The 13,220-nt window shown below is 41.0% G+C and carries 15 protein-coding genes and 1 pseudogene; 14 read left to right on the plus strand and 2 right to left on the minus strand.

The annotated features are described in order from the left end of the window. The first annotated feature begins 113 nt into the window (after positions 1-113). The 10 genes and pseudogenes from RS130_RS02640 to RS130_RS02685 all read left to right on the plus strand — a co-directional run. Positions 114-311 carry a hypothetical protein gene (locus tag RS130_RS02640; RefSeq protein ID WP_316024669.1) on the plus strand — a complete coding sequence of 66 codons (198 nt, stop codon included), beginning with the start codon at positions 114-116 and terminating at the stop codon, positions 309-311. Positions 312-350: 39 nt separating this feature from the next. Continuing rightward, positions 351-602: a hypothetical protein gene (locus tag RS130_RS02645; protein WP_316024670.1), complete on the plus strand. Its 252-nt coding sequence runs from the start codon at positions 351-353 to the stop codon at positions 600-602. After that, on the plus strand, positions 557-1,627 hold the full coding sequence (locus RS130_RS02650; protein WP_316024671.1) for a LamG domain-containing protein: 1,071 nt from the start codon (positions 557-559) through the stop codon (positions 1,625-1,627). The genes RS130_RS02645 and RS130_RS02650 overlap by 46 nt, the downstream gene beginning before the upstream one ends. A 294-nt stretch (positions 1,628-1,921) precedes the next feature. Continuing rightward, positions 1,922-2,098, plus strand: coding sequence for a DUF1328 family protein (locus RS130_RS02655; RefSeq protein WP_316024672.1), 177 nt, complete (start codon positions 1,922-1,924; stop codon positions 2,096-2,098). A 57-nt stretch (positions 2,099-2,155) separates the two neighbouring features. Next, entirely contained in the window at positions 2,156-2,368 is a 213-nt protein-coding gene (locus RS130_RS02660) for a hypothetical protein (protein ID WP_316024673.1), read from the plus strand. Positions 2,369-2,497: 129 nt separating this feature from the next. Next, positions 2,498-3,427: a phospholipase A gene (locus RS130_RS02665; protein WP_316024674.1), complete on the plus strand. Its 930-nt coding sequence runs from the start codon at positions 2,498-2,500 to the stop codon at positions 3,425-3,427. A gap of 37 nt (positions 3,428-3,464) precedes the next feature. Beyond that, the gene (locus tag RS130_RS02670) at positions 3,465-4,973 is read left to right on the plus strand and encodes a diacylglycerol kinase family protein (protein WP_316024675.1); all 1,509 of its coding nucleotides are present in this window, start codon (positions 3,465-3,467) and stop codon (positions 4,971-4,973) included. A gap of 137 nt (positions 4,974-5,110) precedes the next feature. Beyond that, a complete protein-coding gene (locus RS130_RS02675) occupies positions 5,111-6,439 on the plus strand; it encodes a DUF2254 domain-containing protein (protein WP_316024676.1) in 1,329 nt (442 codons plus the stop codon). Between the two features lie 108 nt (positions 6,440-6,547). Further along, on the plus strand, positions 6,548-6,694 hold the full coding sequence (locus RS130_RS02680) for a hypothetical protein (protein ID WP_316024677.1): 147 nt from the start codon (positions 6,548-6,550) through the stop codon (positions 6,692-6,694). Between the two features lie 24 nt (positions 6,695-6,718). Beyond that, positions 6,719-7,135, plus strand: a pseudogene (locus RS130_RS02685) (DUF502 domain-containing protein); the annotation flags it as partial. Between the two features lie 156 nt (positions 7,136-7,291). Here the strand turns inward: RS130_RS02685 and RS130_RS02690 are convergent. Continuing rightward, a complete protein-coding gene (locus tag RS130_RS02690) occupies positions 7,292-7,939 on the minus strand; it encodes an endonuclease/exonuclease/phosphatase family protein (protein ID WP_316024679.1) in 648 nt (215 codons plus the stop codon). A gap of 630 nt (positions 7,940-8,569) precedes the next feature. Between RS130_RS02690 and RS130_RS02695 the strand changes: the two genes are divergently transcribed. Both RS130_RS02695 and RS130_RS02700 read left to right on the plus strand, forming a co-directional pair. Beyond that, positions 8,570-8,884, plus strand: coding sequence for a DUF883 domain-containing protein (locus tag RS130_RS02695; protein WP_316024680.1), 315 nt, complete (start codon positions 8,570-8,572; stop codon positions 8,882-8,884). Between the two features lie 448 nt (positions 8,885-9,332). After that, on the plus strand, positions 9,333-9,560 hold the full coding sequence (locus RS130_RS02700) for a hypothetical protein (RefSeq protein WP_316024681.1): 228 nt from the start codon (positions 9,333-9,335) through the stop codon (positions 9,558-9,560). A gap of 456 nt (positions 9,561-10,016) precedes the next feature. On the opposite strand, the gene RS130_RS02705 is transcribed toward RS130_RS02700, so the two are convergent. Next, positions 10,017-10,967, minus strand: a complete 951-nt coding sequence (locus RS130_RS02705; protein WP_316024682.1) for a hypothetical protein — start codon at positions 10,965-10,967, stop codon at positions 10,017-10,019. Between the two features lie 396 nt (positions 10,968-11,363). Here RS130_RS02705 and RS130_RS02710 point away from each other — a divergent pair, with 396 nt between their 5' ends. Then, positions 11,364-11,915 (plus strand): BON domain-containing protein, encoded by a 552-nt coding sequence (locus tag RS130_RS02710; protein ID WP_316024683.1) that lies wholly within the window; start codon positions 11,364-11,366, stop codon positions 11,913-11,915. A gap of 268 nt (positions 11,916-12,183) precedes the next feature. Continuing rightward, on the plus strand, positions 12,184-13,149 hold the full coding sequence (locus RS130_RS02715) for a diguanylate cyclase (protein ID WP_316024684.1): 966 nt from the start codon (positions 12,184-12,186) through the stop codon (positions 13,147-13,149). Positions 13,150-13,220: the final 71 nt, after the last annotated feature.

The following is a 13,220-nucleotide window of genomic DNA, read 5'->3' on the forward strand; positions in this document are numbered from 1 at the left end:
CCCACACACAGGCGTTTTATCACAAACAGGTTTTACAAGTGCAGGAAAACTTATCATCTGTGCCAATGTAAACTTCCTTCAAACAGCGTTATGCGATATAGGTTTAACAGCAAATGAAAATACCCAACAAACTATTCTCTGTATTACTATTATCAGCCTTGCCTATCAGTGCAATCGCTGAACCACCGCGCCCACCTTTAGGTAAAAAATGGGTACTTAACCATACATTTTCAGATGAATTTAATGGTACCGAGCTCGACAAATCAAAATGGTATGACTATCACCCTACATGGGCTGGCCGTGAACCTTAGATATTTTTACCCTCACAAATAACCGTACACGATGGCTTAATGCGAATAAAAGGAGAAAAGCTCAAGCATGATAAAGTGATCACTTCGGCAGATATTGTCACCGCTGAAGGAACCGAACGAACTTACAGCATTGCCGGTGGCGCGGTGATTTCTAAAACTGAAAATGCTTATTTTGGCTATTACGAAAGTCGATTCAAGGCGGCGAAAACCACTATGTCCACCACCTTTTGGTTAGCCACCCGCAATTGGGACTTCCTTACCCGAAAGACTGTAATGACAGGTATGGTTTAGAACTGGACATTCAAGAGTCGATTGGCCGAGAAGGCGACTTTGACGGCAAAATATTTGCTAAAGGTATGCATTCTAACGGCCATTTTTGGTACGCCGACTGTGATGGCAAAATGCAAGATTTACGTTCACCCAAAGTAACATTTAAAAAGAACAACTTCGCATCTGATAGTTTTAATACCTATGGCGGTTGGTGGCACAACGAAAGTTCGGCCAGCTTTTATTTCAACGATGGCGCGCCTAAATTTATGAGGTTTTATTCACAAGTGAAAGACAAACCTTTTGATCAACCCATGGGGGTCAATTTAGTGTCTGAAACCTATCCGTTCCCTTGGGTGGAGCTCCCTAATTCACAAGAATTAGCCGACCCAACCAAGAACGTCGCATATTATGATTGGGTGCGAGCCTATTTACTCATTGATGCAAATTCTGCAAGCACTCATCAAGACAATAGCTTGCCCACTCCCCCCATTTATGCTGAATCAATTCAGCTTCACTTAGATTCTGCGACGTTAATCGACAGCAATAAAGTAGAAATTTTAACGGAATACAAAACCAACCAGCGCCGAATTCTCAATATCGAGTTAAAAGATCAACAAGGAGCAGTCGTCGCCTCGCATAAAACCTTGGTTAATCCAGGCTTTGCTTTTGTCTCGGTTAAACTGATCGCTGCAGAGCCTTTGCCAATTAACCAAACTTATAGTGTAACTAGTACTATTTGGGCGGAAAAAGATACCAACAAACAACAAGTATTGTTTCAGCAAACTGCGGGACTATTCAATGTAAATACATTGCACAAACAGAACGAAGTAAGTCAAGGATTAGCCCAGTTGGCGATCACAGAGTTAGAGACAGTCAAGTTGACTCAAGCACAAGGCGTATATCATTTCGACGTTTTAGACAACAAAAATCAAAGCGTTCTACAGGGTATCACATACGATAATACAATTGACGTAAGCAGCTTATCTAAAGGGGCTTACGCCATTAAGCTAGACGGTATTCAGTTGGCTAAGTTCACAATCCCTTAATACTTATTTGTCCTTTCATCCATAAAGTTTGGGCTAAATTCAGCTTAGCCCTAAGCTTTCTTCGTCTCTTCCACTAGTACGCCACTGCTTAATCTCACCATTTACTGTGAAACTAATTCTCACTCTGTGTGTAATTCTTGCAATCATCTGACAGTACACTGAATACACCACATGCCAACAAAACAAAAAAGCAAATAAAATCAATCAGTTATAACAATATGTTTTCTTGGCACGGTTCACGCATTACCTATTGTGAATATACAATTTCGATTAACTAACCAAGAGGAAATAACTATGTTGGGCTGGGCATTAACATTTTTGGTCGTAGCAATCATCGCGGCAATTTTTGGATTTGGTGGTATCGCAGGAGCTGCTGCAGGCATCGCTAAAATCATATTTTTTATTTTTATCGCTTTACTTGTTTTATCTCTCATTGTGAACGCTTTAAGAGGCAAAGCACCAAAAGTTTAGACGTAAACACTACATTTATTGGCTTTATTATTTAATTTATTTAACAAGGAAACACCCATGAAAATTTTTAAAACTATGACAACGGCTGCAATTACTTTAACCGCTCTATTTGCATTATCAGCCTGTGACGGCGAAGCGGAAAACGCTGGTGAGGAAGTTGATGATGCAATGAGCAAAGTAGAAGAAAAAGCGAAAGACGCGGGCAATGCCATTGAAGACCTATGTGAAGACGCAAAAGAAGGCGTAAACGCAAAAGACACTGACTGTTAATTTACAACGTCATTAGCGAAAATAGGGGCGTACAGCCCCTTTTTATTGCCAAATTTTTATTTTTTAACCAATAAAACCAAACAGTACTTTTCTTTACAACTAGCAGTTAATAACCTAATGAGATAACGAATGAAAACCATTGCTCCCTCAATTTTTGCTTTAACATGCTTTAGCGCTTTTTTCTGTCACTCAATCTACGCAGAAGAAAATGCCAGCATTCTAGAGCTTGATAAAGCAAAAGTTGAAAATGCTGATTCTATTTTGGATGAACAGGATGACTCAACAAAAAAGGCTTTGAAGAATCCATTTTCACTATCCCAGCATAAACAAAATTACTTTTTACCTTTGAGTTATGCATCTAACCCCAATAGTAAAAATGTGCCGGGACTGACCAGCGAAAATGTCGATAACCTCGAAGCTAAATACCAAATTAGCGTGAAGTTACCGTTATACGTTCCAAGCAACGACACCACAGGTTTGTATTTTGCCTTTACCGCCAAGTCCTTTTGGCAAGTGTACAACAGTGACGTTTCGAAACCTTTTCGTGAAACTAATTACGAACCAGAAGCCTTCTATGCTTGGCAAAATGAATTATCTATTTTGGGATTTAAATTCAATCAAATTCAACTCGGTATAAACCATCAGTCGAATGGACGATCTGACCAACTGTCCAGAAGTTGGAATCGCATTTTTGGCTCAGTGGTATTTAGCGATGCCGACTCATTTTACTACCTTAAGGCTTGGTATCGTATACCAGAAGATCCTAAAACAGGCCCTGATGATGCCAGCGGAGATGATAATCCCGATATCACAACTTACATGGGCCTAGCCGAACTGGGGTACGGTACTAGCTTTGGTGACATCAACCTACTAGGCACTTTAAGAAACAACTTAAGAACCAGTGACAACAAGGGCAGTATTGAATTAAATCTTACCTATCCATTAACCGACAATTACGATTTACTACTGCAATACTTTAACGGTTACGGCGACTCACTCATCGACTACAACCGCCACCAACAGCGCGTAAGCCTGGGTATTCAGTTGAAGTATTTCTAAGGTCTTATTCGGTTACAAACATATGGCAGGAAAATCTATGCATATTGCTTATCTTTATTGTTTAGTCGCAGTGTTAGCTTTGTTATGTGGTTATACCGCGTCTATCAGCTACTTCTCAATCATATTTTACTGGATCAGTAGCTCGTTTTTTCTAGTGTTTATCGCCTACATGTTAGAGGCACCTTCTATATTTAGGAAAAAGCGTGACGGCACTATCCCTTTTTATATTCGCTGGTTGTTTGTGCCTTTTTTGTTTGCAGTACAACTTTATAATTCCTGGGCCCGTAAAAATGACAAGGTACCCGCGATCCAGAAAATTGACCATAACCTATATCTAGCCTGTCGATTGTTTCCCTCTGACATGGATACCCTACAGAACCGAAAAGTTGGCGCTATCTTGGATGTAACAGCCGAGTTTGATGGCTTAGACTGGTCTGCCAATAATGAAGAGTTAAGCTATTTAAATGTTCCCGTTTTGGATCACCAAAGCCCATCGCCATCACAATTATTGGAGTGCGTGAATTGGATCGAGAATCACTTAGCTAACAACACTGGAGTAGTGGTTCATTGTGCCTTAGGCAGAGGCCGCAGTGTCTTAGTGATGGCCGCATTTTTGCTTAGTAAAAACCAACATTGGACGGTATCGGACGCTCTACAAGCAATTCAAGGAATACGCAGCTCTGCTGGCCTCAATACAAGTCAGTTGCGAATGTTGGCTAAAACTCATGAACAGGGTTTGTTAGCGCAAAAATCAAGCATAGCTCTGATTGCTAATCCAGTTTCTGGAGGAGGTAAATGGCCTGCAAACAAAAAGCAAATCCTACAACATTTATCCCCACACTTTTCAATTTCAGTCTATGAAACCAGTAAAACAATCTCTGCCCGAGAACTTACCCAAAAAGCTATCGCCCAAGGCCATAAAACGATAGTAGGTTGTGGTGGAGATGGTACGATTAACGAAGTCGCTTCGGCACTTATCAACAGCCGCCTCTCGTTGGGTATTATTCCCCTGGGCACTACCAATGCCCTAAGCCATGTATTGCACGGCACAATGAGCAAGGTGTTCCCAATAGACATCTGCTGCGAGGCAATAGTACAGGGACAAACTAGAACAATTGATACCGCCAAGTGCAATGATGAGTCAATGCTATTGATGGTTAGCCTAGGTTTTGGACAAAAAATGATTGAATCAGCCAGTAGAGAGCAAAAAAACGATAATGGTCAATTAGCTTATGTAAAAGGGCTGTGGCAGGCAGTACAGAGCGACGAGGCCTTTAGTATTGAATTGTCAATCGATGACAAGGCTCCCGTAATGCTAGACACCACTAGCTTAGTCGTGGCCAATTCAGCACCGTTTTCTAGTATATTAGCCCAAGGTAACGGCGCACCAGACAATACAGACGGACAACTAGATATGACTTGTTTACCCAAAAGTGACGTCTTAGGTGGGCAATTTACTCAACTCACTAAATTAGCCGCATCGGGGTTAACAGAAGATAAAATGAATGAGACAGCGTTTGTCTGTCAGGCCAAAAAATACGGATAACCTCAACTAAGCCACTCAAATATATGCTGGATGGCGAAAATCGTCGGGCTGACAACATATACATTGAAATTCAATCACAGTCTTTGAAAGTGTTAGCGTAGGCAGAACAAATCACACATTATTAATTTGAGGTTACCATGCAACTTAACATTACAAAACTTGCTCCACTGATGGAAAGTGCCCGCGCTAGTTTTTGGTTTGTGCCGAGTCAAATGATATTGCTGACGGTACTTCTCACCTTGGGCACTGTCTATTTTGATGCGGTTTACATACCCAAGCATCAACTTTCTTGGCCCTTGCTGTTTGGTGCAGATGTAGACGCCATGCGTTCGTTACTTGGTACGATCGCCGCTTCAATGATAACCGTTACTAGTATTGCCTTTTCTATCACTATTGTCGCCTTGACCTTAGCTTCTTCTCAGTTTGGCCCGAGGTTATTGCGAAACTTCATGATGGATAGGGGCACTCAAATAGTGCTTGGCGCATTTATCTCAAACTTCTTATTTTGTATTCTAGTTTTTTGTGCCATTAGCTTTCAAAAGCCGTACGATTTCACCCCTAGTTTAAGTGTAGCTACGGCCATATTCATGACTTTCGTCAGTGTCGCAATATTGATTTACTTTATTCACCATGTGGCTAAATCGATTCAAGCTGATGTTGTAATTGACCAAGTTTATCGAGAACTACAAACCAATATTAACAACCTATTTCCATCTCATCAGCAACCATCCAACCCCGACGTGCAAGCGTTCTGTGAAACCGCCGAGCAGGCTCATGAGTTTCAACATAAAGTGTTATCGAACAGCGATGGCTACGTACAGACGCTAGATATCGAGCAATTGGTTTGCCTAGCTACACAGCATGGCTGGCTAATTAAGTGCTTCTACTCCCCTGGAGATTTTATTGTAAAAGGCACTGTTGTGGCCCATATTAATGCAAATGCGAGCATTCCAGCAGAGCTTGCAGACAAGGTATTGCAGCAAATGAGCTTGGGCGCATACCGTACTCCAGTACAAGATCCCGAATTTGCCATCCACCAATTAGTAGAAATAGCGTTACGAGCGTTGTCACCGGGGATTAACGACCCGTACACGGCCATTACCTGTGTGGATAAGTTAAGTGCAGTGCTGTGTGAGTTAACCAACAAAACCTTCCCAGCAAAAGTGCATTTTGATGACCAAGGAATTTTCAGATTAGAGTCTAAGCAATTGAGTTTTACCAGTATAGCTGAAGCTGCATTTGATCAAATAAGACAACAAGCCAAACTTAATCTAGCCGTGTCTATCCGCCTACTGGAATCTTTACATCGACTATCTGGCTGTGCACAAACCGAGTCCCAGTGCGAATTTGTGTTACAACAGACTCAGATGATAGAACAACAACAAAATACTCATGACCTAGCAAAAGGCGACCTTCAGGAAATAAATAGCCGTGTCAGCAAGATTAAGAAGGTACTTAAGGCATAATGCTGCGCGGCTGACGCTAGGCATTTTTATTTAGCCAACACCTAAACCCAGTGTTTTAATATAACATTATCGACACCCAGTGGAATAACAGCACTTATAGGAAAGACTGTGTTAAAAAAATTATCATTACTGATTGCTCAAGGTTTTTTAGCTTTGTTACCCATATCGCTAACCTTGTACTTCGTTGTGTGGCTAATTTCGACCATTGAATCGAGCTTAACACCACTGATTCCCGAACAATTTTACTTCCCATAGTTAGGATTAACCTTAGGCTTAGTAGTATTGTTATTTACGGGTTTAGCTGTAAATGCTTACGTTGTTAGCTCGGTGATAAAATGGAGTGGGCAGATACTTGAACGTATCCCTATCATCAAAACCATTTATGGAGCCATTCAAGATGCGGTGAATTTAGTCAATATAGGCAAGCGGCAAAAAATGCAAAGTGTCGTTTCCGTTAAAATAACCGATAGCATTCATTTAATAGGGTTTGTCACTAGCCATGAAGGGGCAAAGACCTTGTTTAAGAATAATGAAAAGTTAGGTGTATATGTTCCCCTGAGTTACCAAATTGGCGGTTACACCTTATACATCGACAGAGATCAATTGACACCACTGGATATTGACGTAGAAACAGCAATGCGAATAGCACTAACTGGCGGTAGCATGCCAGAAACAAAAACGCCTGCAACTGAGTGAATTGGCTAAGCGTCACTTGCCTCCATACATTTGTAATATTTGCCACCAGCAGTAATAGTTAATCTCATGCATAGGTGTGATAAACACTTTCAGCACTGCCAAGTTAAGAGGCACGCCATACGGTCACCGAGCAATAATCAACACTAGCTGGCAACACTAGTTAACCTGATGAAAGGCCAATTCACTCATTAAAGGAAAGTGGTCTGAGTCAATAGACGGTAGTCGCTGTAGCTGAACTAAATGGAAGTGTTCACTATGAAAAATATGATCAAGCGGCCAGCGTAAAAAGGCATATTTAGCGTGAAAGGTATTATACATACCCCTACCAATTCTTGGATCTTGCAAACCACTGATCTGCCTAAAGGCTCTAGTTGTGGGTGACCATGCTACATCGTTCAAATCACCGGTCACTATGGTAGGTCCCAAACGACCTTGCACTTGCTTGGCAATTAACAGCAACTCCCGATCTCTTGGTGTAGCTAGCTTGTTTTCTGTGGGACTAGGAGGCGCGGGATGCAAGAAGTGACACTTAATTTTAAGCTTGTCTTGCAATAATAAATAGCAATGAATCGATGGCACTCCTTCTTCAACCAAATCAACTAACTGCACATCTTCTAAGGCATACTTGCTATACAAGTGCATACCATACAAGTTATCTAACGGACGATTAACACGATAAGGATAAGATGAGTGAATTTTTTCTAACGCCTGCTGCCACCAAATATCTGACTCCAAGGTAACTACAACGTCGGGTTGGTGCTCTTCAATTAATCGAATCAATTTTTCAGCCGAGTGATTTGGCATCAGCACATTGCTATTCATGATTTTAATCGAAGGGGTAGCATTTGCAGAACGACTGCTAGGCACCTGTTTAGGGTATAGCCAAGTGTAAGGCAATATCCAAAAACTGATAGAGCGCGACCAACAAATTGACTAAAAGTAAGCTAATAGACACCGCCTGCACTGATATGTAAAAACTACTACATGCCATAGGCACCAAGCAATACAGGCTATTTGAACTCGAGGAAACTCCCACACCCGGCATATCCAATGATCAGAAGGAACAAATGGTAATAACGTAATTATCAGCATAATTACCGTAAGGACGAATATCGATATTTCAAACATATTTATCCTTCAAACTTCAGGTCAAGTAACAACTTCAGCGCCTTATGGAACTGGAACTATGAGTATTTAGTGTACCCACCCAAACAGTAGCTGTCATGTATTAACAGCCTTTCTTTGATTATGTAATTTTTGCAGACCAACAAGTATGATTTACATAGAAATGTCTCGGCTCAGTTACCATGCATTGATAAAAAATAGTTAACACATTGATAAATATATAATTTTTATCAAAAAACGAGTGGCATAGAGGTTGCTTCTAGAATATTACTAGCGCGGAATTAACCGCCTTAGTTATAGGAGAAAATCATGCCAACCGCAGCTAAAACAGCAACTAAAGCAAAAGTGACCGACTCTCATTCACAGACACCTATCGCTGACAGAGTAACAGAAACCTTACATGAGTCAGTAAATACATTAGGTGAACATGCCACTGTAGCCGAAGGAAAGCTTCGTGAAACGGCGACAACGTCAGCGCAAAATTTCGAACAAAAGCAACAGCAAGCCAAACAGTACTGGGATCAATCCAGTGTGGGTAAATTCACCAAAGAAAACCCTGTAGCCACAGCGGGCATTGCTTTTGCTGCTGGGATGTTAATCACTTCGTTCTTCAAACGTAAGTAGAACAACTGACGTGAAATCATCTACGCAATCCCCTGTAATGAGCAGGCGTCGGCTGAAGCCGATGCCTCTGCCGCAGATGTAATATCAGCATGGGAAAAGGTGCTTCAAAGCATAAAGGTTAAAATGCGCCTGAATGCCGAATTAATAGCCGCGGACTTTCGTCTGTCTCTACGTGCCATTGTTATTACACTAATATGCATATTACTGCTGGTGGGATTAAGTCTAACTACCTGGATCACGGCACTCGTCGCTTTGTGCGTGGGGTTGATGCAGTGGGGTATGCATTGGGGATTATGTGTAGTAATTGTCTTGGTGTTACATGGCTTGGCGATATGGTTAGTGAAACAAATCATGGGATCATCTGTACAAGCGATTGAAATGAAAACCAGCTGTGACGCCATACTTCCTAAAAGAACAAATAATAGGAGCAAGCAGGATGTTTGATTTTATGCAAAAGCAAAAACAACAATTGGCACAAGCCAAGAAGGATCTTGAGGTTGCACAGAAATATTCACAACGCCGTCGCTTAGATGCCCAACAAAAAACTAAGATATTTCTATCTTCAACAACAGGCATTGCCAGCGCATTTGGCGCGGGTGCTATACATGGTGCTACCAGTAAGCAAACTCAGTCCCCTGTATCTAGCCTACTCCCCATGTTAATGCGTATGCTTTAACACCTATTAAGCATTACTACGCTAGACTTTGCAGGCGATAACACGGCTAATGGTTCCTTTTGTACACGTCAACTATGTCTGCCATGCTGGCCGCTGAACCTAGTGAGAATCACCAGCATCGCTTAATGCAGTTCCTTCATATTTCTAGTACCAATCTGCTTTAACGGCTTTGGAACTTACCGCCCGGACCTACGCTTAACTTAATCAACCTGAGTTCTGGATAAGAACTATCGTTTAAGCTACACACTAGTTTACGCTAAGCAATATCAATATAATTCAATGGCTTAATAAATTTTTGTCTACATAACCTCAGCTAAATGTTACTCGGTAACGAAACTTTTCGTGTATAGCAAGGCGGATTGTTGTACCTAATAACGTGTCATTGCTAAACAATCCAACGCCGCTAGATAAAAAGAGCATTATCCAGAGGTTCGGCTTATTCAGGGTTCAGGTTAATCAGTTGCCAGTAATGCTTTGTTCGATTTGAGTAAACTCGGTTAGTTCTTGATACTCAATAGGTAGCTTGTTATTCATCATTCTAAATACATGAATACCGTTTTGACTTATGTGCTGAGCTATTTTGCCAAAATGTTGATTAAACAAAGTCGTCAGTTTGCCATTGGCCAAAATCTGTTGCATCCCAAGGTTTAGCCGAGTGACCACTGAACTATGTTTTTGTGACAAGTGAAACAACACGGGATGGGGATAATAAAACATGTGATTAGGCGCGATGCTTAAGCCCTCGGCACCTTGTTTCTGCTTGAGTAATTGCTCGTCAATTTCAATAAACCCCAAAGGTAACAAGTCAAAACGCTGGGCCGACGCCATTTTGAAAAGCTTACTAAGACTAGCTTCAACGACGGTAAATCCAGCATCTTTATACACTTCAACATCACTCCATCCAGGCCCCTGACCAATGGTATAATGTTTTAAACTATCCAGAGTTTTTAGTTCATGGATTTTAGCGATGAGCTCTTTACGCATAATAATTTTTCTAAGGCCAAAGACACCGTTAAAAATAGGTTGTTTGATCACCGCAATCTTATTATTGAGCGGATGGTAGGGGCTAGCCCATAAGATGACATCTTGATGTTCATGAGCAATTTTATTCAGGCGGGTAATGCTGTAGCCAGATTCCCGTAAAGATATTGTGTAATCGCCATAAGCCTCTTTGGTTTCTTCCAAAACTAAAATCAATACATTGAGTTCGTAGTCAGATCTGGCTGGTAATTGACTATTGGTAAGAAATTGAAAATGCTCAGCTGCCACAGACCTAGGTAAGATTAAGAAAAAAGAATCAGCGCAGTCGATTTTACCGACAATGAACTGAGCAAGTATCTGCAGAATATAGAATAATTTAAAATTGGCGCTCTCCCAGTGTGAATGAACCACCAAGCTGCCACTCATAAGTGGCCATTTAAAAATAACGACTTAACAGAACAGATAGAATAAACCAAGCCAAACCAGAGTATAGGGGGAAAAACCAAAGGTTTGACTAGTGTATCTAAATGAAGTCACTAGCAACCTACCACAGGACATGCCACTTCAGAGTATGCATTCACGTCTGCCAGCAACTACGTCCCTCACCATAACTGACTGTAGAAAGGATTATAGATACTCAGAAATTACGGACAAAATTTATTGGCATATAAGCTGGGAATTTTTTACACACGTCTAGGTAACAGTTACAGCCATTCTTCCTTTTAAAATCACATAAAAACAAAATACCTATATATATCAATCAGATAAAACATGGCATTGAATTGGCATTAGTCTAAGTGAACTTTAAACAGGAGAAACAATATGAAACGTACAACCCTTTCACTATTAATCGCCACTGTTATTAGTACTACATCTCTAAGTGTTAGCGCAGAAAACACTTGGAAAGAAGGTGCCAAGGATGCTTGGATTGATGGCAAAGCCGAATCAACATTGTTATTTAACGGCAACTTGAATTCTTTCGACATTAATACCGATGTAAAAAATGGCACTGTCATTTTAACCGGTAAAGTCGACACTTCAGTAGACAAAGCGTTAGCTGAAGAGTTAGTTGCTTCTTTAGATGGGGTAACCGATGTTGAAAACAACTTAACAATAGTGTCTGCAGATAGAGACAATGAAGACAGTGAGGTCATGCAAGATCTTAAAGACTCAAAAGTCGAAACAGTAGTAAAAACAAGACTTCTGTTTGAATCTGAAGTGAGTGGCATGGATATTGAAGTAGAAGTAAACAAAGGAGTAGTAACCTTGATGGGTAAAGTAGACTCGGATTCAGAACGAGAACTAGCTTTAGCCATCGCTGAAAATACCGACGATGTCACGCAAGTAGTAGATAAACTTCAACTAGAAAGCTAAATATTAATTCTAGAAAAATGTGCCGCGCTCTTAGGGCGCGGCTTTATAGTTTGAGTCAGGATCTAAGTAACATGCATAAAATCAGTACAACCTTTATCAATTTATTTCGAACCAGAAGCAGCAAAATAATCGCTCCACCTGTGACCCATTTTAATTGGTTTGCACGTTACGACGTAGACCAAAAATCAACCAAAGTAGACTGAACTCATTACACTCACTCTTGTCATTTATATGTAAGTAAACGGCCCAAACAACAGGAAATTTATACATGACTGCTAGCAGTAAAAAGTTACTACAACCCGCTGAATCTGCATATTTAGGGCGTGTTTTTACCGATATTGAGCAAACGTTAGCCGTTGTGGGTACCTGCACTACGACAGAAAGTCTATCTATGTCTTTTTCTCAATCTTTCAATGTACTTAAAAGTACAGATGCTTCAGTCCTATTCAAAGCCGCAGCAACTAACGATATAGACTTGATCATTTTTTGCGCACAAGGCGAGAAGGCGATGTGGGTAGAGTCTTTGCGCAAAATCCGTTCACACTCAATTTTAAATGCGATCCCTGTTATCGTACTGACCGAACACAACTCAGTTAATGAGCAACTAATAGCGTTAGAACTTGGTGCACTGGATTGTATGGCGAAGCCTGCGAATCCATTTGTCTTACACGCCAAAGTTGCCAACTACATGAAATTAATGAAAAACGTGAAGGAATTAGAACTCGTTTCTAGTACCGATGGGTTAACGGGCTTGTCAAACAAAATGCAATTAGAGACCATGGTTACCAGCGAATGGTACCGAATGAAAAGAAGTCAAAGCCCCTTATCTTCATTAATGATAGACATTGATTACTTTAAACCCTATAACGACAAATATGGACATTTAGCCGGCGATGAAGCACTTAAGGCAGTTGCGGCTGTTATCAAAAACGTAGCGAGCCGAAACTCAGACTTTGCAGCCCGCTTTGGCGGTGAGGAATTTGTCGTACTGCTGCCTAGTACCGACGCAGACGGCGCTGAAAAAGTAGCAAAAGATATTTTAGATGAAGTGTCAGCCTTAGACATCCCCAGTGCTAATCAGGAACTTCCTCAGCTAACTGTTAGTATTGGTATCAGTAGCTTCGAACCCCACTGTCTGTCTCAACAAGACAAAAGCCCGGGGCATTTACTAGATCAGGCCGACAAACAACTATATCGTGCCAAACAGCGTGGGAGAAATAGATACTGTCGCTAGTAACCTAGATGACTTATTAAGTGTACTAGCGTAATTATCAAAAAAACGCCAACCTACTCACCACAAGAAGC

It is taken from the genome of Paraglaciecola aquimarina, from assembly GCF_032464635.1.
Classification (GTDB): Bacteria; Pseudomonadota; Gammaproteobacteria; order Enterobacterales; family Alteromonadaceae; genus Paraglaciecola; species Paraglaciecola aquimarina.